This window comes from Agrobacterium vaccinii (assembly GCF_021310995.1).
GTDB lineage: Bacteria > Pseudomonadota > Alphaproteobacteria > Rhizobiales > Rhizobiaceae > Agrobacterium > Agrobacterium vaccinii.
On the sequence record NZ_CP054150.1, the window covers coordinates 1,212,322 to 1,236,243 of the forward strand.

Sequence of the window (23,922 nt, forward strand, 5' to 3'; positions counted from 1 at the left end):
TTGTTGCAGAAACTTCATGTGGTTTCAGAACAGGCGGTTGGTCGGATAGGCGTAAGCGCCACGGTCGATGAAGCCTTGACGGGACAGGCACGCTCTCAGTGCAGCATTATAATAAAGCGATGTGGTGAACTCCGTGCCGCGTGTCGGCGTGCTGGCTTCATACGTACACTTCACCAGCGCCCGGTCATAGATGTCGAGGATGACGGGATCGCTCACCACCGTCGGGCCTGCGTAAATGCTGTAATTCTCTGGCGCTTCCGCCGCCGAGACACAGGCCAGTCCAAGGACGGCTGCCGCTACATATTTGAGGTTCATTGATGGCTCTCCAAGTTGTCTTGTCGAGCTATTTCAACGCCCATGCAGAAACTTCGTTCCCGCCTTGCGTGCAGCACCCGTCTTGCGTCAGATAGGACGGTCGCGGGTGATGGTGACGAAATCCGTCCCCTCTCCGGTCTCCAGCCCGTGGCTGAGGTCCGATACCGTAATCGAACTGCCGGTTGTCAGGTCTGCTTCGAGCTTTGCGCGAATATCCTTTGGGATATCCAGACGGTCGAGCACCGCGCTCAACGGATCGAGACGTCCCGGCACATCGGCCACGTCGATACCGAGACGTTTGCGCGCCGCGGCTGGCAGATAGTTCTCCAGCGTCAGACCGTTCCACTCCGCCTTGCCGCTATCGCGGTCCATATCGATGACCTCGAAGAAGTGCGTGCCAAGCGCCACATGCGGGTCCTTGATGTGAATGGGCGCTTCAAACAGCGGCTTGAAGTCCCGCCGCACCATCAACTGGCCATTGGGCGCAGCGTCCGCACCGGCTGATGCGTAGATCGCATCCACCACCTCATCCGTCAAAAGCGGACCTGATGTCTTCATCTGTTTCCAGCGCTTGAACCCGTTCACGGCGCTGATCGTCATTTGCCCGGCGTAACCGTCCGCCACACCGGCATCGAAGCCGATTTCTGTCAGCAGACGCTGTACGTCCATGATCTTTTCACGCTCGCCACGTCGGGTGATGAGAATGCGCAGCGGCGACAGGTTCCGCTCAACGGATGCCTTCGGCTTGACCGAACTCGTCGTCTGGTTGACGGCGACTTCCACCATCTTCAGCGATGCGTCGAAGCGTGCCGGGCGCAGCTCAACATCAGACAGCATCAGCTTTTCGTCAGGCTGGTCATGCGGCTGCAAGAGTGTTGGGTGGTCCACGCGCTGCGGCGCGACCGCCGCATCGGAAACGATGACGTGCACGCCGCGCGCCGTCATGCCGTAAAGACTTTTTGCGAACTTGGCGGGCAGGCGAATGCAGCCATGCGATGCCGGATAGTTGGGCACGCGCCCCTCATGCAGTGCAATGCCAGACCAGGTCAGCCGCTGCATGAAAGGCATCGGCGCTGCCGAATAGATGTTGGATTCGTGGTACTTCTTCTTGTCCAGGATAGAGAAGATGCCGCTTGGCGTGTCATGCCCCGGCTTGCCGGAAGACACCTTGGATGTGGCAACCAGTTCGCCGCCGTCATACAGCGACAGTGTCTGCTCGTTCTTGGAAACGATCACCTGAAGGCTGCGGACATCGCCGGCAAAGGCTGCCTGCACCAGAACGGAGGTGGACAGGAGACAGGCTCCAACAAAGGCACGCAACATCATGTTTCACTCCAACGCATTACAAAGACACGCCGCCACCGAGGAGGGCGTGGGAGCCGGAAAGCGCGCCAAATCCGGCGCAGCTTCTTTGCAGGGGAGAATATCAGTCGGGATTTAAGGAAGCTTTTAAATGCCGATCACGACTGCGTGTCGCGACTATTTTTTCGTGCCGAATGTATAGCCGGTTTCCACGGCTCCCTTGCCGAACTTATCGCGTAGCTTATCCATTGCGGCCTCTGCGGCGGCGCGCCGCCCGGCATGAGCATCGACCAGATCAGGCGGGTCGGCGAGCGCCGGATTGCACAGATCGGTCACGCCAATGCCGATCAACCGAAACTTGGTGCCATCCGTTTCCTTTTCGAGCATCGAAATGCCGGTGCGGAATATCCTGTCAGCCAGTTGCGTCGGGTCTTCCAGCCGCTTGTTGCGGGTACGGGATTTGAAGCAGGACGTCTTCATCTTCAAGACCACGGTGTGGCCCGCAACCTCGTTCTTCTTCAGCCGCCAGGCCACTTTTTCGGAGAGCGATCTCAGGATCGAAACCAGATCGTCATGGCGGGAGATATCGTTGAAAAATGTGGTCTCGGAAGACACGCTCTTCGCCGGGTCGTTTGTGTGAACATCGCGGTCATCGATGCCGCGCGAAAGTCGATAGAGCCGCTGACCCATGACGCCGTAGCGCCGCATCAGGTCGCCTTCCTCCATCTGCTGCAACTGCGCGATCATGCGGATGCCATCAGCCTCCAGTGTGGCGGCGAAGGCTTTGCCGACACCCCATATAGTCGTGACGGGGCGCGTCCCGAGAAACGCCGTCGCTTCCTTCTCGCCGATCACGGAGAAGCCGCGTGGCTTTTGCAGGTCGGACGCCACCTTGGCCAGAAATTTGCAGTAGGAAAGCCCGACGGAAACGGTAATGCCGATTTCCTTTTCCACCCGCCGGGCAAAGCTGGCCAGAACGCGGGCAGGCGGGTCATGATGCAGCCGCTCCGTGCCGGACAGATCAAGAAAAGCCTCATCGATGGAGATTGGCTGCACGAGCGGTGTCAAATCCTGCATCATGCCGCGGATCTGCCGTCCGACACGACTATACTTTTCCATATCCGGCTTCACGACGACCGCTTGCGGGCAGGCCTCCAGCGCCTTGAACATCGGCATGGCAGAGCGCACGCCGTGAATGCGCGCTATGTAGCACGCCGTCGAAACCACCCCGCGCTTGCCACCGCCGATGATGACGGGCTTGTCGGCCAGCTCAGGATTATCCCGTTTCTCCACCGACGCATAAAAGGCATCGCAATCGATATGTGCAATCGAGAGATCGTAAAGCTCGGAATGAAAGACCAGACGCGGACTGCCACACGCCCCACAACGCCGCACACCCGCCGGCTGGCCAGCCAGACAGTCACGGCAGAAACCGGGATCATAGGTCGAAATTGCTGATGCCATGGCTCGGAAACAAAAAGAGAACATTTCCCACCATAATCCTTTGCTTTCTTACGCTCAAGAGCGCATTCTTATGCCAGTGAGGGTCATACAGAGCAACAATAAGGGTACCGCATCAGGTCGAGGGGTGACGTCGTGTTGAAAAGGTACGAAAAAGAATTGACGCTTGAGCAACTCAGAGACTTGCCAGACATCGAGATCGATTGTGGTGACATTCCAGAGTTAGACGATGCCTTTTGGCAGAATGCTGTTCTTATAATGCCCGGACAATCACTGAGTACGTTACAAAAAAACAATCAGGCGTCAGACTAGCGCTATGCCAATCTGAGGGCCGACACACGAGTTAATGAGAGTTCAATACTGACCGGAGTCCAGTCCGGGGCCGGAATAGTGGTGCCATGCTGCCGTCACGTCTTCAGGGCTGGTGCCGGTTGCTTCACAGAAGGCCATGAGGTCGGGTTCGTGGCTCATGATGAAATCGGTAAGGCCCGCGAGGAAGCCGGGGTCGTTGACGGACTGGCGCAGCATGTTGGGTTGCAGACCGCTCAGCGCCAGAAAACGTGCAAGCATATCCGGCTCGCTGGCCAGCCAGCCAAGTATGGTGACCGCTGTTTCATGACTGTCTTTCGGGGCTCTTTTGCCGTTTTTTGTGTCGCGCAACATTTGTTTACTGAAGTTACCTATTTCTCAACCAAATCCCACTAGCGTGAACCACTGGGGGATAATGGAATCGCTTCTCAGACACTCTATATGTCCGTGAATGGGTTTCAAAGTGAAACGAGGACCGGTCCATGCCCAAACAAGTCATGATAGTTGAAGACAATGAGCTGAATATGAAGCTCTTTCGTGACCTGATCGAGGCGTCGGGTTACACGACGATTCAGACGCGTAACGGCATGGAAGCGTTGGATCTGGCGCGCAAGCACCGTCCCGATCTTATCCTCATGGATATTCAGTTGCCTGAAGTGTCCGGCCTTGAAGTCACGAAATGGCTGAAGGAAGACGACGAACTGCATGTCATCCCGGTTATTGCCGTCACGGCCTTCGCCATGAAGGGTGATGAGGAGCGCATTCGTCAGGGCGGCTGCGAGGCCTATGTCTCGAAGCCGATTTCAGTTCCTAAATTTATTGAGACCATCAAAACATATCTCGGCGACGTGTAAGGCGAGGGGCGGGCGCATGACTGCGAGAATTCTGGTTGTCGATGATATCCCGACAAATGTGAAGCTGCTTGAGGCACGCTTGTCGGCAGAATATTTCGACGTCCTGTGTGCAGATAACGGCGCCAGAGCCCTCGATATCTGCAACACGGAGCAGGTCGATATCATTCTTCTGGATATCATGATGCCAGACATGGATGGCTTCGAGGTGTGTGAACGCCTCAAGGCCAATCCCGCAACCGCTCATATTCCCGTCGTCATGGTCACGGCGCTGGATCAGCCTGCAGACCGCGTGCGCGGCCTCAAGGCCGGTGCCGACGATTTTCTGACCAAGCCAGTCAACGATCTTCAATTGATCTCGCGCGTAAAAAGCCTGGTGCGCCTCAAATCCATGAGCGACGAGCTTCGCGCCCGCGCTCACACCGCCCAGACGATCGGTATCGGCGATCCGATTTCCGAGAATGTGCATATTGAACAGCCGGGCCGCGTCCTGCTGATCGACGGTCGCGCCAGTTCGCAGGAGCGCATCATCAAGGCGCTGAAGCCAGTTGCCGAAGTCTTTGCCCTGACCGAACCGGCAACGGCTTTGTTCGAGGCGGCGGAAAATGATTATGAGATGGCCATCGTCAACTCCAATTTCGATAATTTCGATCCACTGCGGCTTTGCTCGCAGCTTCGCTCGCTCGAGCGCACCCGCTTTTTGCCGCTGCTGCTGATCACCGAACAGGGCGATGAGACGATGATCGTCCGTGCGCTGGAACTCGGCGTCAACGACTACATCGTGCGACCGCTTGATCCCAACGAACTCGTGGCGCGCACGCTGACGCAGATCAAGCGCAAGCGCTTCAACAACAGGCTGCGCGAGAACCTCGACCAGACCATAGAAATGGCCGTCATCGACGCGCTGACCGGCCTCAACAATCGTCGTTATCTCGATAACCACCTGAAAATTCTATTCAACCGGGCTGCTGCGCGCGAACGCCCGCTGTCGGTCTGCATCACCGATATCGACCGCTTCAAGCATGTGAACGACACCTACGGCCACGATGCGGGCGACGAGGTTCTGCGCGAGTTTGCCGCCAGGCTGCGCTCTACCGTGCGCGGCGCGGATCTGGCATGCCGCTACGGCGGCGAGGAATTCGTGGTCGTCATGCCGGATACGTCAGTGGACATGGCAGCCTCCGTCGCCGAGCGGCTGCGCTCGATCATCGAAGACACGCCATTCACGCTGCGCTCTGGCCGGGAACTGCATATCACCGCATCGCTGGGCATCGCCACCAACGCACTTTCGGTGGAAACCCCTGAGCAATTGATGCGACAGGCAGACCGGGCTTTGTATGAGGCCAAAAGCGCTGGCCGCAACCGCGTGGTCGCCGCTGCTGCCTGAATGCCATTTCACCATTCTTCGCTCTGCTGACTGTTATCCACAATAACAATGACGGCGCGTCACATCAGTGACGTCCCAGTGTTCGCGCCTGATCGCAAAGACCAAACGCCGTCTGTGCCATCCAGACTCGCAAAGCCTCTACGTTGTCTTCCAGATAAGAAATATGTTGCCGGATGTCGAACGGCAGTTTCATCTTGCACATTGTTGATGTTTTCGAGAGAACGACCAGCCCCGTTATTGAAGAGGGCGCACATATACCCATAATAACGATTGGGTTTATTATGTATCTATCCGGTCCGCGTCAGTAATTCCCCTGTATCATCGCGGGATATTTAACCATATCGATGGATGGAACGTCGTTTGGATTAATAATTTGTTGATATTCTTCAGGCGTTACGCGATACTTCATCAAGACGAAAATTTCCGCACTTGCAGCGTGCTCTCGCCGCTGTGATGAAGCAGAAAATATTGGTTCTGAATAGCTACTTTTCTTTGCGGGAAAGCAGGTATCTCTCAGATACCCCATGGTGCTCAGGTCCGCCGCATTCCTGGGTCTTGGGGCTGGTCGACCGGCGACGCTTTTGAACGGTTCCTCGTACTGTCTTTGCTGTCCCGGTCGACCCATTTTCCCTGTAAGCGGCTTTTCCTCACGCGGTTTTATTAGGTGCTAGTCTCCCTACGATTCGTAGTCGCATGCATATTTTTGCGCGTACAACGAAGAGGGTGTGTGTCTTAATGTTGGATCTCTCCGACGTGTCAGGAGGAACGAATGACAAAAGATGAAAGCGTAAATATTCTGAAATATCTGGCCGCAAAATACATTGATGATGGATCAGATGTCTTGTCACTTTACGGACGCATAGACGCGGCTGCGAAGAATGGAGGCAGTCCAGTCAAGGGTGTAATGTATGAGATACTGGAGAAGAAAAATAGAAAATTTTCTGAATTCGATGGAAACTTAGTATCTGACCTAGAATATTATTTTGGGTGAACAGATTAAGGTTGGCTGCGGCAATCGCGACTTCAGGCATTGAGCGTTGTTATCCGCAAAACAAAAAACGCGCCTCGAAGGGCGCGTTTTTGGCAGTGCATGCGAAGGAAATTACTTGATCTTCGTTTCCTTGAATTCAACGTGCTTGCGTACGACTGGGTCGTACTTCGTCTTTGTCATCTTGTCCGTGAAGGTACGGCTGTTCTTCGTCGTGACATAGAAAGTACCGGTGTCGGCTGTCGACAGCAGCTTGATCTTGATTGTTGTAGCTTTCGCCATGGTCGTCCTGCCTTTAACAATAGTGAGTCCGCGGACCTGTTGGACCCCGGCTAAATCTGGCGCGAAACTACGGATCGCGCCCGAAAAGTCAAGTCCGATTTGATCCGAAAACCGAACGGCCAATGGAAAGAACCACGTAGAGCCCGAAAAACATCGCCAGCGCCCAAGCAAAACCATCGGTTCCGGCCACATCCATGGAAATTCCCACGGTTTGCGGCCCGGCAATGGTGCCGATGGCGTAACAGAAGATGAAGGCGGCGTTGGCGGCCACCAGATCGGAGCCGGTGAGGCGGGACCCCAGATGGGTGAGGCCAACGGTATACATGCCGGAGACGCAGCCACCCCACAGCAACAGCAGCGATGACAGCAGCATCCAGTTGTCCACCAGCAACGGCAGCGCAAGCGTACCTATGACGCCCGTCAGCGCCATCAGGCCCAACAGAATGCGCCGATCCTTCATGCGGTCGGACAGCATGCCGATGGGAATTTGAAACGCCATGTTGCCGATGGCCATGACGGTCAGCAGCAACGCGGCCTGCGATTCGCTAAAACCTTCGCGAGTCGCGTAGACCGGGAAGAGCGATAGCCCGCCCGCCTGCACCGACCCATAGACGAAGGCCGCAGCAGAGGCCATCGGCACCAGCCAGATGTAGCGCACGAAGTGGTGGTTGGGCTTTTCATCCAGATCCGGGCTTTCGTGCCGCGCCAGGAAGATAGGGATCGCCGCCAGAAGGATAATAGCCGAGCCGAGCAAAAAGGGTGTGATTCCCTCGCTGCCGATGGCGGAAAACAGCAGCGGCCCCCCGGCAAAGCCCACGGCCATGCCGGTCGCATACATGCCCAGCACCATGCCGCGCCGTCTGGGCGGCGCTGCGGCGTTGATCCAGAACTCGGAGAGAATGAACAGCATGGTAGTGGCACCATGGAAAACAATTCGCAGCGGAAACCACATCCAGAAGGCATCGGCGAAATAAAAGCCAAGCGCGCTGATGGCCGAGACGACCACCGCCGTCATCATGGTGCGCGCCACACCGAACTCATGCGCCAGCCTGCTGGTCACCGGCGCTGCCATCATGGCGGCGACACCCGCCATGGCCGTGTTGAGGCCGATCATGCTGGAGGAGATACCGCGCTTTTCAAGAATGATGCTCAAAAGCGGCAAGCCGAGGCCGATGGCGATGCCAACGGCGCTGATGGCGGATATGGCGGCGATGAGCGAGGGCCAGTGAATATCGTCGGCGTCGCAAGTCGGATGGGACATGAGGACCTTTATAGAAAGCCACGAATGAAATTGCCGCGACGCTCGAAATATTGTCGCACCGGGCTTTCGAATTGTAACGAAGGATCACCTATCATGAACTTTGTGACATCTTCGAGAACCAACCGTGTAATGGGTGCCATGTTCACACCTGAATTGTCCTCGATGTCAAGCCATTCAAGGTTTTGCAGCTCGTCGGAATCCTGGATATCGTCAGGATTTATGCCTGCCTCATCGGTAAAACAGCAAAAGAACCGCGTATCGAAGCGCCTCACCCTGCCGGGCGGCGTGATGGCGCGGGCGACAAAACGCAGCGATGAGAGATCAGGTCGATCACGCCTTTCCGTCTCCATGTGAAAACGCAATCCCGTTTCCTCATGCAACTCGCGAAGGGCCGCAAGCGCCAGAGCGCGTGCGCCACCTTCCGTCATTGCCCGGGAAGTGGCACGCATCAGATTTTGCAAAACAACGGGATGCAGATCCGCGCCAAAGGGCAGGGCGCGGTCGGAGGGATCACGCCTGCCACCGGGAAACACATAGACGTCAGGCATGAACACATGGGCGCTGGAGCGTTTGCCCATCAACACACGGGGTCTGTCGCCGGACCGGTCCAGAAGAAGGATTGATGCGGCGTCTTTCGGGCGCAGGTACGGGGCTTTTTCAGCCGGAACAGCGGTGGCCAAGGTTCTGGGCTCCGTCAGTGCGACGAGCCGTCGATTTGTTCTTTTTCGGGCTCGTTGCTGAAGCCGTGCATCTTCAAGGCCCATTGCAGACCAATGACGCCACCCTTGATCGGCTGGATCGTCAGCAGCGCAACCAGAATGGTAATGGGCACCCAGATGGCGAAGTGAACCCACATCGGCACCAGAAACACTGTGTCCGTCATCATGAAGCCGCCGACGGCAACGTGGCCGAGAATCATGATCGAGATATAGGGCGGCAGGTCGTCGGAGCGCTGGTGGTGCATGTCTTCACCACAGGATGCGCATTCATCGACCGGCTTCAGCCAGGCGCGGAACAGGTGTCCATTGCCGCAGGCGGGACAGCGGCTCAGAATGCCGCGCATGATCGAGCGACCAAGCGGACGGTCTTCCGGTTTGCCACCATACTGCACTGTCTGCGTCTCGGTCGTCGTCATGCGCGTGTCCTCTAGACTTGTCATCTGCGTCTGCGTGGCGGTCTCGTGCCAGGTGTCGGGCCACTCGTGCGGCGCGTGGTCTTGTGGAAGGAGCGTGTCGCCGCAGGCATCTTCTTGCCTTCGTTCAACACCTCAAACCGCAAGGCACCCGCAAGCGGCACGGCCTCAGCCAGACGAACCTGAACAGCATCGCCCAGCTGATAGCCAAGTCCGGTCTTTTCACCTGTCAGAGCCTGATGCGCCTCGTCATAGATGTAATAGTCCGTACCCAGCGTAGATATAGGAACAAATCCGTCAGCGCCAAACTGCGGCAGCGCGACAAATAGTCCCGCCTTGGTGACACCGCCGACCCGGCCCTCGAATTCTTCGCCAACACGCTGCGACAGGTGATGCGCAATCAGCCGGTTGACCGTATCGCGTTCCGCAGCCATGGCGCGCCGCTCGAAGGTCGAGATTTCAGCCGCCACATCGGCCAGCGTCGCTTCTTCCTGCGGGGTGATGCCACCTTCGCCGAGGCCCAGCGAACCTACCAGTGCCCGATGCACGATAAGGTCGGCATAGCGACGAATCGGCGAGGTGAAATGCGCGTATTTCATCAGGTTCAGGCCGAAATGGCCGATATTGTCGGGGCTGTAGATCGCCTGGCTCTGCGAGCGCAATACCATCTCGTTGACGATGATCTGGTGCGGCGTATCCAGCGCGCGCGCCAGAATGCCGTTGAAGGAATTGGCGCGAACCTGCCCACCCTTGACCAGAGAATAGCCGATGGTGTTGAGGAACTCGCGCAGCACTTCCTGCTTGGCAATCGTCGGCGCATCGTGCACGCGGTAGACCAGACGCTGCTTTTTTACTTCCAGCGTTTCGGCGGCGCAGACATTGGCCTGGATCATCATCTCTTCGATCAGCTTGTGCGCGTCGAGACGCTCAGGAACATGCACCCGATCAACCGTGCCATCCGCTTTCAGAATGATCTTGCGCTCCGGCATGTCCAGCTCAAGCGGCTGGCGACGGTCGCGCCCGATCTTCATCACCTCATAGGCATGCCATAGGGGACGCAGGATCGGGTCCAGCATCGGGCCGGTCTTGTCATCAGGGTTGCCGTCGATGGCGGCCTGAGCCTGTTGATAGGAAAGCTTCGCCGCACTCTTCATCATGATGCGGTGGAAGGTGTGGCTGGCCTTGCGGCCTTCCTTGGAAAACACCATCCGCACGGCAAGCGCCGGACGATCCACGCCTTCCTTCAGCGAGCAGAGATCGTTCGAAATACGCTCCGGCAGCATAGGCACGACGCGGTCGGGGAAGTAGACCGAATTGCCGCGCTTCAACGCCTCCCGGTCCAGCGGTGAGCCGGAACGGATATAGTAAGACACGTCCGCAATCGCCACGGTGACGATCACGCCATCTGGGTTGTCGGGCGAGGGGTCCAACTCGGCATAAACGGCGTCGTCGTGGTCCTTGGCGTCCGCTGGGTCGATGGTGATGAGCGACAGTTTGCGCCAGTCTTCACGATGCGCCATCGTCGCGGGCTTGGCCGCATCCGCTGCCGCCAGCACGTCCGATGGGAAGATATGCGGAATGCCATGGGCATGAATAGCGATCATCGAGATCGCCTTTTCAGACGCGACAGAGCCGACGACGGAAAGAACCTTGGCACGCGGCAGGCCATAACGACCGCTGTTGCGCGAGGTTTCCACCTCCACCAGATCGCCGTCCTTGGCATCGCCGACGCCATCGGGATCGATGACCATTTCGTCGCCACGACGCTCGATCGGCATCAGACGACCGCCGCCACCCGGCGTTTCCTTGAATACGCCCAGCGATCCGCCCTGACGTCTGTCGATCAGCTTGATGATGCGCGCCGTATAGGCCGGGCCGCCAACTTCCTTGGATGGAAAAATCTTGGCCAGCACCCGGTCGCCAATGCCGCCAACAAGGGCTTTGCCCTTTTGCCGGTCGGCAGAGGATTGGCGGATGATAACGGCAGGGGCCGCCCCGTTCTCGTCCGGCCATTCGGCAGGACGACCGATCAGGCCGCCATCCTTGTCGCGGGTGGTGATGTCGAGAACGGTCACAGGCGGCAGACCGCCCGGGCGCATCAGCGACTTGCGGCTCTTGTGGACCATGCCATCGGTTTCAAGCTCTTTCAAAAGAGCTTTCAGCACGATGCGCGTTTCGCCTTTCAGCCCGAAGGCTTTGGCGATTTCACGCTTGGAGGCCTGGTCGGGATGCTCGGCAATGAATTTCAGCAGCACATCACGCGGCGGAACCTCGCCGTGGATGATACCGGCAGATTCGAGAACTTTTTTCCCGCGACCGGTGCGGCCGAAGCCATCGCCCGCCGAGCCGGATGTCTTACGCGGTGCTTTGCTCAAGATTCTGCCTTCTTCGCTTTGGGTGCTGCCTTTGGTTTGGCCGCCGCTTTTGGCTTTGCAGCCGTTTTACTTTTGGCCGCAGCCTTCGGCTTCGCCTTGGCTTTGGTCTCGCCATCGGCACTCGCAGCCTTGGTGGCCTTCACGGGCTTGCCGTTGCTGCCGGTGCCGGTCTTGGCAATGCGCTCGGCAATCAGCACCAGCGCCTCGTCCAGCGTCACCGTGTCAGGTGCCTGCGCCTTGGGAATGGTCGCGTTGACCTTACCCCAGTTGACGTAAGGCCCATACTTGCCATCACGAACGGTAATCGCGCCGCCATCGGGGTGGTCGCCCAGTTCCTTCAGCGCGGCAGGTGTGGCAGAACGTCCACGGCCTGGCGACGCCTTCTTCTCGGCAATCACGGTCACTGCGCGGTTCAGACCAATCGAGAACACATCCTCGATGCTTTCGAGATTGGCATAACCACCATCATGCAGCAGGAACGGTCCGTAGCGACCGAGACCCGCCGAAATCATCTTGCCTGATTCCGGGTGCTTGCCGATATCGCGTGGCAGATTGATAAGCGCCAGCGCCTTTTCGTGGTCGATATCCTCGGGCTTCCAGCCCTTAGGCAGCGAGGAACGCTTGGCTTCCTTGCCATCGCCACGCTGAATGTAAGGTCCGAAACGGCCCGACCGCAGCGTCAGCTCTTCGCCCGTATGCGGGTCCGCACCCAGCGCCTTTGGCTCGTTCAAGGCCGCAGCTTCTGCCTCGGCACCATCAGAGTTCAGCTGACGGGTGAAATTGCATTCCGGGTAGTTGGAGCAACCAACGAAAGCGCCGTATTTGCCAAGCTTGAGCGACAGGTTACCCGTGCCGCACACCTGGCAGATACGTGGGTCTGAGCCGTCTTCGCGGGTCGGGAACACCAGCGGCGCCAGAACCTCGTTCAACGCATCCAGAACGTTGGTAACGCGCAGTTCCTTGGTGTCTTCGATCTGTGCGAAGAAGTCCTTCCAGAAATCGCGAAGAACCTGCTTCCAGTCCAGTTCACCCGCAGAGATCCGGTCTAGCTTTTCTTCCAGATCGGCGGTGAAGTCGTATTCCACGTATTTCGTGAAAAAGCTTTCGAGGAAAGCCGTTACCAGCCGTCCACGCGAATGCGGCACCAGCTTGCGCTTGTCGACAATGATATACTCGCGGTCGCTTAGCGTCTTCAGCGTTGCCGCATAGGTGGACGGACGACCGATGCCGAGCTCTTCCATCTTCTTGATCAGCGAGGCTTCCGAATAACGCGGTGGCGGTTCGGTGAAGTGCTGGCTGGCGTTGATCTTCTGTTTGGCGAGGCTTTCGCGAGCATTGATCTGCGGCAGACGGCCATCTTCGTCACCGTCGTCGCTCTGCTCGCCATCTTCCTTCTGGTCGGTATAGGCGGCAATGAAGCCATCGAAGCGAATGACCGAACCGACAGCACGCAGGCCAGCCTTCTCGCCCTTGTTGTCAGCGAGAATCTCGACCGTCGTCCGCTCTATTTCAGCAGACGCCATCTGGCTGGCAATACCGCGCTTCCAGACCAGTTCGTAGAGACGCAACTGGTCAGCATCGAGGTATTTTTTGACCTGATCGGGCGTGCGGCTGAAATCCGTTGGGCGAATGGCTTCGTGCGCTTCCTGCGCGTTCTTGGCCTTGGTGGAATAGATGCGTGCCTTTTCCGGTACGTAGCGAGCGCCGAACTGTTCGCCGATTGCGCTGCGGGCAGCATCGATGGCCTCAGGCGCCATCTGCACACCGTCGGTACGCATATAGGTAATGAGACCGACGGTCTCGCCGCCGATGTCGATACCTTCATAAAGCCGCTGCGCGACCTGCATGGTGCGCGAGGCGGAAAAGCCCATGCGCGACGATGCGGCCTGCTGGAGCGTCGATGTGGTGAAAGGAGGGCCGGGATTGCGCTTGACAGGTTTGGCCTCAACCGTATCCACGGTATAGGTCGCACCCTCCAGCAATGCCTTCAAGCGGTTGGCATCATCGCCTGTCTTGACCGACCGACCCTGCAAACGCTTGCCATCGGCAGAGACCAGCTTGGCCTCGAAGTCATCGCCACGCGGTGTCTTCAACAGCGCCGAAATATTCCAGTATTCCTCAGAAACGAACCGCTCGATTTCCGATTCCCGGTCGCAGACCAGACGCAGCGACACGGACTGAACACGGCCAGCCGAACGCGCACCCGGCAGCTTGCGCCACAAAACGGGGGAGAGATTGAAGCCAACGAGATAGTCCAGCGCACGGCGGGCGAGATACGCATCCACCAGCGGGATATCGATATCGCGCGGATCGGCCATCGCGTCGAGCACGGCCTTCTTGGTGATAGCGTTGAACACAACGCGCTTCACCGGCTTGTCGCCGATCACCTTCTTCTTTCGCAGCAAATCGAGAACGTGCCAGGAAATGGCTTCACCTTCGCGATCCGGGTCGGTCGCGAGAAACAATCCGTCGGATGCCTTCACGGCATCGGCGATTTCCTTCATGCGCTTTTGCGAGGCCGGATCGACCTCCCACGTCATTTCGAAATCCTGATCGGGAAGCACGGAGCCATCTTTTGCGGGAAGATCCCGAACGTGACCGAACGATGCAAGCACCTTATAGCCGGGGCCAAGATACTTGTTGATCGTCTTGGCTTTTGCCGGTGATTCTACGACGACGACATTCATATTGTTTTCTCTCGGAACTTGCCCGTTAACATGCAGTGCCGCTTTTTACAGCCGCAACAACGCTACCTTTATTTCGACATGGACAGGTAATGCGCTTGGGTCAAGAGGCAAGGGCCGTTTTTCTGCCATTACACCAAGATGCAACCTTTTGGGGATTTATAATAAGTTTGCAATTATAGATAAACAAGTTATGGTTGCTCATGTCGGGTGGTGCTCTTTTTATGACGCTGCTCTGCAGGAGTTCAATTGAGGTAGACATGGTCGTGAGTGCACAGAATAGCAGCCAAAGCAGAGGCGAACAAACATCGGAAAATCTCGCCTATATCAGGCAAATGCTCGCTGAACTGCGCATCGTTGCAGAACGTGAGGGTGCAGACATGCTCTGCTACCTTATCGAGATGGCTTATATCGAAGCGGGAGACATTCAAAATGGTCGGCGCAAGCTCTCAGTCGGCCATAATCAACGAAACCCGTCCCGCGGCGTGCCGATTTAAGCGTCCGGCGATATCCAGTTCCAAGAGAACCAGATAGACGGTGGAAGCTGGCAGGCCCGTGTGGCGAATAATGTCGTCGGTTTCCACCGGTGATGGCCCCAGCGCAGACGCGATGATACTACGGTCATCGTCACCGGGCGGTGATATATCCATTTCCTCGGAGCTTTCGTTGGCCACGTGCTGAATCGGTAGCATCGGCTCCATCAACGGCTTTAGAGCATCCAGAATGTCGGCAGCCTCCGTCACCAGCATCGCTCCATCTTTGATCAGACGGTTGGTGCCATGGCAACGGGCATCCAGTGGTGAACCGGGCACGGCGAAGACCAGACGCCCGAATTCCCCCGCCAACCGTGCGGTGATCAGCGAGCCAGACCTGTCTGCCGCTTCCACGATCAGCACACCCATCGAAACCCCGGCGATCAGTCGGTTGCGGCGCGGGAAGTCCCGCGCGCGCGGCTCCCATCCAAACGGCATCTCGCTGATGCTGGCACCCTCATTGCCATAGATCTCGTCCAGAAGCCGCAGATTTTCGGGCGGGTAGGGCTTGTCCAGCCCACCCGCTAGCATGGCAACCGTTCCGGTGGAGAGGCTGGCCGCGTGAGCGGCGGCGTCGATGCCGCGGGCAAGACCGGATGCGATGGTATAACCGGCCTGTCCGCACTGCCGCGCCAGCATGGCCGCAAACTTCGAACCATTGATGGAGGAGTTTCGCGACCCGACAATACCGATGGATGGTCGAACAGCCGTGCGGCCCGATCCCTTCATGGAGATAATCGGCGGCGCACCGTCGATCTCGCGCAGTGCTGGCGGATAATCCGGCTCCCCTATGCCGACGAATCGAGCACCGAATTTTTCCGCCGCCTCGATTTCCCGTTCCACCTCGGCAACAGTCGCAATGCGCGGGCTGCGCGCCGACCCACCCCGGCGGGATAGGTCGGGCAGGGCGTCCAGTGCCTTTTCGGCACTGCCGAAGTGGTTGATGAGTTCGCGAAAGGTGACGGGACCAATATTATCGCTACGGATCAGCCGCAGCCACGCGACTCGTTGCCTGTCGGTCAGCGCAATGCCGCGCTTCGTTTCGCCATCATGCGGCATGTCTCGCCCCCGTCAGGGCAAGACGCGTCGCCTCAGCCCTTTTTACCGATCTTGCTTTCAGTCCCCGCCAGCAACCGCGTGATGTTTTCCCGGTGCATATACCAGGAGATAACGCTGAGCAGCGTCACCAGCAGAGCCGTCTTCTCAGGCCCTACTATCCACAATGCAACCGGAATGACAAGCATTGCAACCAGCGCGGAGAGAGAGGAATATTTGGTAAGGAACGCGGTCGCAATCCAGATCGCAGCAAACGCCAGCATCATCCACGGTGCCGCACCCAGTAGCACGCCGATATAAACTGCGACACCCTTGCCGCCCTTGAAGCCCAGCCACACCGGAAACAGGTGGCCGAGAAACGCAAAGAAGCCCGCCACCAGCGAGGCCTCATAACCCCACAACGCGTGGGCAATCCAAACCGCAGTCGTACCCTTTAGAGCATCCAGCAACAACGTCGCCGCCGCCAGCTTCTTGTTGCCGGTGCGCAAAACATTGGTCGCACCGATATTGCCGGACCCGATATTGCGGACATCCCCAAGACCAGCCGCCCGCGTCAGGATCAACCCGAACGGAATGGACCCCAGCAAATAGCCGATCAGGGCAGCGAGGGCGAGAAGCGCAGGCGCTGTCTGCCAGTCAGTCAATGCGGTCATTACTCGGTCCCCTCGGTCCTGTCGCGTCGTTCTCTTATACGGAATGCACCAGCTTGCCCGCAACATAGGTTGCGACGGCGCGGCCGGTAAAGCGGGCGTCTTCGAATGGCGTGTTCTTGGACCTCGATACCAGATTTTTCTCGGATACCAGCCACGGCTCGTCGAGATCGATCAGCGTGATATCGGCCTTAGCCCCCGGCTTCAGCGTTCCGGCATTCAGCCCGAAGATGTGGGCAGGGCGGGTTGAAAGCGCATCGATGAGGCGCATCAGTGGCACCTGGTCACTGTGATAGAGACGCAAAGCCGCCGCCAGTATGGTTTCAAGCCCGATGGCACCGCTTGCCGCATCCGAAAACGGTAGTCGCTTGGTGTCCACATCCTGCGGGTCATGCGAAGAGACGATGATATCGATCGTGCCGTCCTTCAGCGCATCCACCATGGCCATGCGGTCGTCTTCGGAGCGCAGCGGCGGGGAGAGCTTGAAGAAGGTGCGGTACTCGCCGATATCGTTTTCGTTCAGCGTCAGATGGTTGATGGAAATGCCGCAGGTGGCTTTGACGCCGCGTGCTTTCGCTTGGCTGATCGCCTCGGCGGATTCACGCACCGAAATCTTGGCGGCATGATAGTTGGCGCGGGTGAGTGCCGCGATGCGCAGATCCCGCTCCAGCGGAATGATTTCAGCTTCTTTCGGAATGCCCGATAGTCCAAGCCAGCTGGCAAACAGCCCCTCGTTCATATCCCCATGGCCGATATACTGGTCGCGTGTTTCGAGCGAAATGACCGCGCCCAGCTCACGTGCATAGGTCATGGCGCGTCGCAGCACCAGCGTATCGGACAGCGCCTTTCGGCCATTGGTGAAGGCAACGGCCCCGGCTTCCTTCAACATGCCGAATTCGGTCATTTCCTCGCCGCGCAGACCCTTGGTCAGCGCCGCTGCCGGATAGATATGAACCAACGCCTTGTCGCGTGCGGTCTTCTTCACGAATTCCACCAGCGCGATGTCGTCGATCACGGGGTCGGTATCCGGCATCACGATCATGCTGGTCACGCCACCGGCTGCGGCAGCGCGCGAGGCGGATTCGATTGTTTCACGGTGTTCGGCACCCGGTTCACCGACGAATACGCGCGCATCGACCAGACCCGGCGTGGCGACCAGCCCCTTGGCATCGCGCACTGTCGCACCCTCAGGCGCGCCCTGGTTCTGCGCATCCTTGCCAGCGGCGAGGATCGTGCCATCGGCACCGATGATGATCGTTCCGACCTCATCCAAACTGCGCGAAGGGTCAATAATACGAACATTCTTGAGAACGGTTGCAGTGCTCATACGCGCTCTCCCTGATTTTGCGAGATAAGAAGCGTTTCCATGACGGCCATGCGCACCGCCACCCCCATTTCCACCTGGCTCTCAATCACGCTCTGCGGACCATCCGCCACTTCGGATGAGATTTCCACGCCGCGGTTCATGGGGCCGGGATGCATGACAAGCGCATCTTCCTTGGCCGCCTTCAGCTTTTCGGCATCCAGCCCATAATAATGGAAGTATTCGCGCACCGAAGGCACGAAGGAACCGGACATGCGCTCGCGCTGCAAGCGCAGCATCATCACCACGTCGGCGCCTTTCAAGCCTTCTTTCATGTCGTGGTACACTTCCACGCTCATATCCGCGATGCCCGATGGCAGAAGCGTCGGTGGCGCGACAACGCGAACGCGCGCGCCCATCTGGTTCAAGAGAATAATGTTGGAACGCGCCACGCGCGAATGCAGCACGTCACCGCAGATCGCGACTGTCATGCCAGACAGTGTACCCTTGGCGCGGCGGATCGTCAGCGCATCCAAAAGCGCCTGTGTCGGGTGTTCGTGCTGACCATCTCCGGCATTCACCACCGAGCAGGCCACCTTTTGCGCCAGAAGCGCCGCAGCGCCAGCGGATGAATGGCGCACCACTAGCACGTCGGGGCGCATGGCGTTCAGCGTCATGGCGGTGTCGATCAGCGTCTCGCCTTTTTTGACCGATGAATTGCCCACAGACATGTTCATCACGTCGGCACCCAGCCGTTTTCCGGCCAGCTCGAAGGAGGCCTGCGTGCGGGTGGAGGCTTCGAAGAACAGGTTGATCTGGGTCAGCCCGCGCAGCGTCGATGTCTTCTTCTCACGTTGGCGGCTTATTTTCACCGCTTCGTCCGCCTTGTCGAGAAGAGTGGTGATATCCTGATGGGAAAGCCCCTTGATGCCAAGCAGGTGGCGGTGGGGATAATAGACCATGGAATATGTCCTCCGGGTCGCAATAGAGCATGGCGCGCTGCTCTGGCTTTGGTCACCGGGTCTATAAAGACAGGTGGCTTTGTCGGCAAGCATGCGATAAGCCGTGCCAGACCTAATACATGCAATAAAATGCGAATCCCGATATAGCCACGCGATGACGAATATGAACCGGACCGAAGAACAGCTTGCCGATTTGAACCAGCCTAACCTCTGGTCCGGCATCAATGCCTATCGCTCAGACCCGTTGATCGTGGATTTGACCTCCAGTCTTACGCGCCCCCTGCGCGATGAATTCGACCAGATCGGACGCTATGTCACCTCGGTCGAGGCGCAGGAACTGGCGCGCATGGCCAATGTCAGCACGCCGAAATTGCACACCCATGGGCCCCGTGGAGAGCGGCTGGATCAGGTGGAGTTTCACCCCGCCTGGCACGCGCTCATGCGCCGTTCCATGTCTTCGGGCCTGCACAGCAGCGCCTGGGAAAACACGCCTGAGACGCGTGGCAACGAGCACAAGGCCCGTGCCACAAAATTCTATCTCACGTCCCAGCTGGAAGCAGGGCATCTTTGCCCGCTCACCATGACGCACGCCTCCGTGGCCGCCATGATGACATCGCCGCGCGTGCAGCAGGAATGGGCACCGAAAATCCTGTCGCGCAAATATGATTCGTCGCAAAAGCCCGCCATGCAGAAGACCGCCGTTACCATCGGCATGGGCATGACGGAAAAGCAGGGCGGCACCGATGTGCGCGCCAACCGCACGACCGCTGAGCGGGTAGGCGAGGGCATCTATCGCCTTTCCGGCCACAAATGGTTTCTGTCCGCGCCGATGAGCGACGGTTTCGTCATGCTGGCCCAGATGGGCGATGGCATGGGCTGCTTCCTCGTGCCGCGTTTTCTGGAGGACGGCTCGGCCAACGGCCTGCATTTCCAGCGCCTGAAGGACAAGCTCGGCAACCGCTCTAATGCGTCAGCCGAAGTCGAATTCACCGATGCCTTCGGCTATCTGCTCGGCGAACCCGGTGCCGGTGTCCGCACCATTCTCGACATGGTGACACTGACGCGGCTGGATTGCGCGCTGGCCTCATCCGGCATGATGCGCGCCTCGTTAGCGGAAGCGGTCCATTTCGCCCGTGGCCGTAACGTCTTCGGCAAGCCGCTTGTCACCCAACCGATCATGACGCGCGTTCTGGCCGATATGGCGCTGGACGTCGCCGCCGCGACCGCGCTGTCCTTCCGCCTTGCCGCCGCCTTCGATAGCGCCCGCAACAATCCGGCGGAAGCGGCCTACGCCCGTGTCATGACGCCCATCGTCAAATACTGGTGCTGCAAGATCGCACCTGCCTTGATTTACGAAGCCATGGAAAGCCTTGGCGGTAGCGGCTACGTCGAAGACCGCCCCATCGCCCGCCATTATCGAGAAGCCCCGGTCAACGCCATCTGGGAAGGCTCCGGCAACGTCATGGCGCTGGATGTGCTGCGCGTTCTCCAGCGCGGCAAAGATCTGTTCGACCTCGTTTTCGAAACACTGGAACGCGACCTCGGCCCCTCCGGTAAGAAAACCACCGAAGTCCTGCGCGCGGCAATCGCGCTCTGCGAACGCGACGAAGGTGCCGCCCGCCTGCTGGTCGAACAATTCGCACTCGCCGCCGCCGCCGCCGAACTCTGCCGCATCGGCGCTGGCCGCATCGCCGACGCGTTTCTTGAGACACGTCTGGCGGGGGGCTGGCGCCACACCTATGGTATGCTCGACAGCCGGTTTGACCCGACCTATATTATCGATCTGCTGTATCCGCCTGCTGCGTAAAATCAGGATTTTTAATAAGCGCGGGTTATGTGCGGCTCACCTTCGCCGAACCAGCCGCTAAAAACGGTGCAAACGCCAATCTGATCTCTTCGAGAAACGCCTCGCTGAACCGCCCGATTGGCTCCCGCCGCGCGTCGAAATGGTAAGATCGTTCGATCACGTCGTAATTACACTCGCTCACGGTGATCCAGCCGCGCTTGTAGCGGCTGAGTTTCGCACGACGCAGTTCCAGTCCCGGTATTTCGATTGCTTTCTGGCCACCGTGCGGTGGCTTAGAAGATATGGGAAGCAACAGGATATGCGTAAGACCTTGCTTGTCTTTGATCGCCAGGATCATGCAGGCGGGGCGGTCTTTCTCGCTGTGATCACGCTGCGGATCGGCCTCGTTCTGCCATCGCCAAAGATAGGGATAAGCCACAATATCACCGCGCCTGAACTTTTCAGTCATCGCGCGATGCCTCATATTCCTTCGAATCGTCTTCGAGTTGCTCTCTGAAAAGCGAGGCAATATCGTCTGGCATCTCGCCTGAAGCATATGCCTGACGTACGTCGTGATTGCTGGCCAATTTCTCGAACAGTTCAACAGGCAGCACCACCACCGAAGGGCGCCCGTGCTTTGTCAAAGTGATTGGCTCTTTTTGCGCTTGATCATGATAACGCCCAAAATGACGCATGAACTCCGCAGTCGTAATAGATTTTTGAGACAAAGTCAGACTCCAGATTGGTTTTCTGAATAATACAGAAAACACATAAATCTGGCAAACGAGTTTGGCCTAAGCCTGATCTTTTAAAGTCTGGTCCTTATTCGCTAGGGTGAAGCTGCGTCTTTTTGTCATTCCATTCATTTAGGCGAACGGCGATCCAGCCAGCGGTTACGATACTTACTGGCAACGCAACGTAGAAGAAGATTTCCATTCCAGTCATCATCTCAGCCCTCCAAGGGTGCGTCTTGCCAATAAATATGAGGTAACTGGAGAGGAAAGCCAATCGTTCAATCAGGGGTGGTACAAACAAATGGCTTGCGATAACAAACACAAGTTTTAGGCGCAGACTTAGCTTCATCCACAACTACCTTCACCTCCCGACCCCCTCCTGCATTGCCGCCAAATTAACCCTTTGCTAACCCTGTGATCACGTCACCAAAAGGAGAATCGCAAGCTTATGCTGGCCATCGTCGACACTGCTGCTGAAGCTCCCCCTGAAAAGCGGATCAAGGATCGGGCCGCGACCGAGAAGGCAATTTTTGCGGCGGCAAAAAGTTTGCTGGCGGAAGAGGGGTTTCAGGGCTTCGGCATCAATGCCGTTGCACGCAGGGCAGGGTGTGACAAACAGCTGATCTATCGGTACTTCGGTGGGCTGGAAGGTCTGGTCGCTGCCATCGGCGAGGATCTGGGCTCGTGGGTCAAGGATCGCATTCCAGAAGATACCGGTGGCATGTTTTTGCTGACCTACGGCGATCTCATGGAGAAGCTTGCGCTCTATTACATCGAAGCGCTGCGTAGCGATCCGCTCGTGTGCAAGATCATCGCCTGGGAAGTGTCCGAGAATACGCTACAAGTGAAACAGCTAGCCGATGCCCGCGCGAAGGCGTTGGCCAAGTGGCTAGAGCGGATGCGCGGTTCGCTTGAAGCGCCGAAGGGAATCGATACCGCTGCCGTCAACGCCGTGATTTTCGCGGCCATCCAGCATCTCGTCATCTCATCGGTCATAAGCGGACAGTTTGCTGGCGTTGCACTGAAAAGCCCGAAGGATTGGGATAAAATCGGCACAGCCGTGAAGCGCATCGTGCGCGGCGTTTATAGCTGATTAGCTAGCGTTAGACTTTTCTAATAATATTTGGCGCTTTCACGGGGGCGCACGCGTTGTTGCCCTGGAGCCGCCGCCTTATCCACAGGCCCGTGGTCGCTGTTAACCATATCCATAAGTTTTATTTGCCCGTTCGGAGAAGCGGGATCATTGTATTAATAAATCATTAACCATGCGTCCGTGGACGTGTGAAAAGGAACCGCCGTGAACCGCTGGATATCCTTGATCGTCATGATGACGTTCTTTGCACTGCTGCCGTTGGACATCTACGTGCCCACGGTCAACCTGTGCCTCATGGCATGCCTGCGCTGGGCAGTCATCGCCGTCGCTCCCGACGCCGTCCCCATGCGGGGGCAGGTGGCATGAAGTGGCTTCTGATATTCTGGGCCGGGCCCATCATCCTTCTCGGAAGCTGGTACGGATTGTCCTATTACGACATGAGTTTCGGCATTTTCATGCTGACGCGGCAGGCGAACGAGCTTGTGTTTCAGGTCTATGGAAACATCCTGGGCATCGCCCCGGAAAGCATTCCGCCGCTGGTTGCGCGGGCCATCGTCGTCGACAGTTTCGTCCTGTTTGCCATCGTCGGCTTCCGCAAGCGCAAGGCCATTGCGGCGTGGTGGTGTATGCGTCAGTCCTCTAAGGCGGCGGCTCTTGCAAGGCCTGAAAGCCTGTCCAGCGCGCCCTGAAGAATGAAGCTCGCCGCTGCCGAATCGATACGTTCGGCGCGCTTGGCACGGGATACATCCATCTCCAGCAAAGCCCGTTCGGCGGCGACGGTGGAAAGTCGCTCATCCCAGAACACGAAGGGTATCTCGGTCTTCTCCCCCATGGCACGTACGAAGGCACGGGTTGCCTGAACGCGCGGCCCGGATGATCCGTCCATGTTGACAGGCAGGCCGATGATGAAGGCCGTGACCTTTTCCTTCTGCGCAAAATCCAGCAGCGTCTGGGCATCCGGTGTGAATTTCACCCGCTTGATGACCGGGCGAGGGGTCGCAAAACGCCGCGACAGATCGGACATGGCGAGGCCGATCGTCTTCGTGCCCAGGTCCAGCCCGGCAATGGCCTGACCCGTCTGCAGGAAGTCGGCCAGTTCCTCGATCGTCAACGTCGCCATGGCTCGTCTCAGCGTTTGCGTACGAATTCGGTGCGCAACACGAGACCCTTGATAGCATCGTGGCGGCAGTCGATTTCTTCGGGATTGTCCGTCAGGCGGATCGACTTTATCACGGTGCCCTGCTTCAACGTGGTTCCCGCACCCTTGACCTTCAAATCCTTGATCAAAGTCACAGAATCACCGTCGACCAGAAGCGTGCCGCTGGCATCGCGAACCTCGTTGGCCTTTGCCGCCAGGGCCACTATCTCTGAGGCCGGGCGCCATTCACCTGTCGCTTCGTCATACACATATTCGTCATCATCAGCGGCCATGTTCGCAATTCCAAATTCTGTCGAGGG

26 protein-coding genes are annotated in these 23,922 nt (G+C 57.9%); 8 read left to right on the forward strand and 18 right to left on the reverse strand.

All coding sequences use genetic code 11. The annotated features are described in order from the left end of the window. Positions 1-24: 24 nt before the first annotated feature. The 4 genes from HRR99_RS06215 to HRR99_RS06230 form a co-directional block, all read right to left on the reverse strand. Positions 25-315, reverse strand: coding sequence for a hypothetical protein (locus tag HRR99_RS06215; protein ID WP_233123143.1), 291 nt, complete (start codon positions 313-315; stop codon positions 25-27). Between the two features lie 87 nt (positions 316-402). Next, entirely contained in the window at positions 403-1,641 is a 1,239-nt protein-coding gene (locus HRR99_RS06220) for a L,D-transpeptidase family protein (protein WP_233123144.1), read from the reverse strand. A 153-nt stretch (positions 1,642-1,794) separates the two neighbouring features. Beyond that, positions 1,795-3,081 (reverse strand): DNA polymerase IV, encoded by a 1,287-nt coding sequence (locus tag HRR99_RS06225; RefSeq protein ID WP_233123145.1) that lies wholly within the window; start codon positions 3,079-3,081, stop codon positions 1,795-1,797. A gap of 351 nt (positions 3,082-3,432) precedes the next feature. Next, positions 3,433-3,741: a DUF3572 domain-containing protein gene (locus tag HRR99_RS06230; protein WP_233123146.1), complete on the reverse strand. Its 309-nt coding sequence runs from the start codon at positions 3,739-3,741 to the stop codon at positions 3,433-3,435. A gap of 128 nt (positions 3,742-3,869) precedes the next feature. Here HRR99_RS06230 and HRR99_RS06235 point away from each other — a divergent pair, with 128 nt between their 5' ends. From HRR99_RS06235 to HRR99_RS06245, 3 genes are all read left to right on the forward strand, one after another. Further along, a complete protein-coding gene (locus tag HRR99_RS06235; protein ID WP_062451405.1) occupies positions 3,870-4,241 on the forward strand; it encodes a response regulator in 372 nt (123 codons plus the stop codon). Between the two features lie 16 nt (positions 4,242-4,257). Next, a complete protein-coding gene (locus tag HRR99_RS06240; protein WP_233123147.1) occupies positions 4,258-5,625 on the forward strand; it encodes a PleD family two-component system response regulator in 1,368 nt (455 codons plus the stop codon). Positions 5,626-6,394: 769 nt separating this feature from the next. Further along, positions 6,395-6,616, forward strand: a complete 222-nt coding sequence (locus HRR99_RS06245) for a hypothetical protein (protein WP_111839006.1) — start codon at positions 6,395-6,397, stop codon at positions 6,614-6,616. Between the two features lie 111 nt (positions 6,617-6,727). On the opposite strand, the gene rpmG is transcribed toward HRR99_RS06245, so the two are convergent. From rpmG to topA, 6 genes are all read right to left on the reverse strand, one after another. After that, a complete protein-coding gene (gene rpmG, locus HRR99_RS06250) occupies positions 6,728-6,895 on the reverse strand; it encodes a 50S ribosomal protein L33 (RefSeq protein WP_003496403.1) in 168 nt (55 codons plus the stop codon). An 88-nt stretch (positions 6,896-6,983) separates the two neighbouring features. Then, on the reverse strand, positions 6,984-8,156 hold the full coding sequence (locus tag HRR99_RS06255; protein WP_112499401.1) for an MFS transporter: 1,173 nt from the start codon (positions 8,154-8,156) through the stop codon (positions 6,984-6,986). 8 nt (positions 8,157-8,164) lie between these two features. Further along, entirely contained in the window at positions 8,165-8,800 is a 636-nt protein-coding gene (locus tag HRR99_RS06260; protein ID WP_233123433.1) for an NUDIX hydrolase, read from the reverse strand. Positions 8,801-8,850: 50 nt separating this feature from the next. Then, the gene (locus tag HRR99_RS06265) at positions 8,851-9,291 is read right to left on the reverse strand and encodes a DUF983 domain-containing protein (protein WP_065701165.1); all 441 of its coding nucleotides are present in this window, start codon (positions 9,289-9,291) and stop codon (positions 8,851-8,853) included. 20 nt (positions 9,292-9,311) lie between these two features. Further along, positions 9,312-11,663: a ribonuclease R gene (gene rnr, locus HRR99_RS06270; RefSeq protein ID WP_233123148.1), complete on the reverse strand. Its 2,352-nt coding sequence runs from the start codon at positions 11,661-11,663 to the stop codon at positions 9,312-9,314. Beyond that, positions 11,660-14,350, reverse strand: coding sequence for a type I DNA topoisomerase (gene topA / locus HRR99_RS06275; RefSeq protein ID WP_233123149.1), 2,691 nt, complete (start codon positions 14,348-14,350; stop codon positions 11,660-11,662). The genes rnr and topA overlap by 4 nt, the downstream gene beginning before the upstream one ends. 257 nt (positions 14,351-14,607) lie before the next feature. On the opposite strand from topA, the gene HRR99_RS06280 reads away from it, so the two are divergent. Next, positions 14,608-14,844 carry a hypothetical protein gene (locus HRR99_RS06280; RefSeq protein ID WP_233123434.1) on the forward strand — a complete coding sequence of 79 codons (237 nt, stop codon included), beginning with the start codon at positions 14,608-14,610 and terminating at the stop codon, positions 14,842-14,844. Here HRR99_RS06280 and dprA read toward each other — a convergent pair. From dprA to HRR99_RS06300, 4 genes are read right to left on the reverse strand one after another with little or no spacing between them, the layout of a single operon-like run. Continuing rightward, complete coding sequence (gene dprA, locus HRR99_RS06285; protein WP_233123150.1) at positions 14,797-15,939, reverse strand: DNA-processing protein DprA; 1,143 nt, start codon at positions 15,937-15,939, stop codon at positions 14,797-14,799. The genes HRR99_RS06280 and dprA overlap by 48 nt on opposite strands. 32 nt (positions 15,940-15,971) lie before the next feature. After that, positions 15,972-16,589 (reverse strand): glycerol-3-phosphate 1-O-acyltransferase PlsY, encoded by a 618-nt coding sequence (gene plsY, locus HRR99_RS06290; RefSeq protein ID WP_233123151.1) that lies wholly within the window; start codon positions 16,587-16,589, stop codon positions 15,972-15,974. A 34-nt stretch (positions 16,590-16,623) separates the two neighbouring features. Then, a complete protein-coding gene (locus HRR99_RS06295; RefSeq protein ID WP_233123152.1) occupies positions 16,624-17,913 on the reverse strand; it encodes a dihydroorotase in 1,290 nt (429 codons plus the stop codon). Then, positions 17,910-18,851, reverse strand: coding sequence for an aspartate carbamoyltransferase catalytic subunit (locus tag HRR99_RS06300; RefSeq protein WP_233123153.1), 942 nt, complete (start codon positions 18,849-18,851; stop codon positions 17,910-17,912). Before HRR99_RS06300 ends, HRR99_RS06295 begins: the two co-directional genes overlap by 4 nt. A 154-nt stretch (positions 18,852-19,005) precedes the next feature. On the opposite strand from HRR99_RS06300, the gene HRR99_RS06305 reads away from it, so the two are divergent. Then, on the forward strand, positions 19,006-20,658 hold the full coding sequence (locus HRR99_RS06305) for an acyl-CoA dehydrogenase family protein (protein ID WP_233123154.1): 1,653 nt from the start codon (positions 19,006-19,008) through the stop codon (positions 20,656-20,658). 25 nt (positions 20,659-20,683) lie between these two features. On the opposite strand, the gene HRR99_RS06310 is transcribed toward HRR99_RS06305, so the two are convergent. Beyond that, a complete protein-coding gene (locus tag HRR99_RS06310) occupies positions 20,684-21,106 on the reverse strand; it encodes a hypothetical protein (protein WP_233123155.1) in 423 nt (140 codons plus the stop codon). Further along, positions 21,099-21,365, reverse strand: a complete 267-nt coding sequence (locus HRR99_RS06315; RefSeq protein ID WP_233123156.1) for a type II toxin-antitoxin system prevent-host-death family antitoxin — start codon at positions 21,363-21,365, stop codon at positions 21,099-21,101. Before HRR99_RS06315 ends, HRR99_RS06310 begins: the two co-directional genes overlap by 8 nt. A gap of 454 nt (positions 21,366-21,819) precedes the next feature. Here HRR99_RS06315 and HRR99_RS06320 point away from each other — a divergent pair, with 454 nt between their 5' ends. The 3 genes from HRR99_RS06320 (at position 21,820) to HRR99_RS06330 (ending at position 23,153) form a co-directional block, all read left to right on the forward strand. Continuing rightward, entirely contained in the window at positions 21,820-22,464 is a 645-nt protein-coding gene (locus tag HRR99_RS06320) for a TetR/AcrR family transcriptional regulator (RefSeq protein ID WP_233123157.1), read from the forward strand. A gap of 204 nt (positions 22,465-22,668) precedes the next feature. Then, complete coding sequence (locus tag HRR99_RS06325) at positions 22,669-22,830, forward strand: hypothetical protein (protein ID WP_233123574.1); 162 nt, start codon at positions 22,669-22,671, stop codon at positions 22,828-22,830. Continuing rightward, positions 22,827-23,153, forward strand: coding sequence for a DUF6105 family protein (locus HRR99_RS06330; RefSeq protein ID WP_233123158.1), 327 nt, complete (start codon positions 22,827-22,829; stop codon positions 23,151-23,153). The genes HRR99_RS06325 and HRR99_RS06330 overlap by 4 nt, the downstream gene beginning before the upstream one ends. Here HRR99_RS06330 and ruvX read toward each other — a convergent pair. Then, the gene (ruvX, locus tag HRR99_RS06335) at positions 23,096-23,584 is read right to left on the reverse strand and encodes a Holliday junction resolvase RuvX (RefSeq protein ID WP_233123159.1); all 489 of its coding nucleotides are present in this window, start codon (positions 23,582-23,584) and stop codon (positions 23,096-23,098) included. The genes HRR99_RS06330 and ruvX overlap by 58 nt on opposite strands. An 8-nt stretch (positions 23,585-23,592) precedes the next feature. Then, positions 23,593-23,895: an alkylphosphonate utilization protein gene (locus tag HRR99_RS06340; RefSeq protein ID WP_233123160.1), complete on the reverse strand. Its 303-nt coding sequence runs from the start codon at positions 23,893-23,895 to the stop codon at positions 23,593-23,595. Positions 23,896-23,922 lie beyond the last annotated feature (27 nt).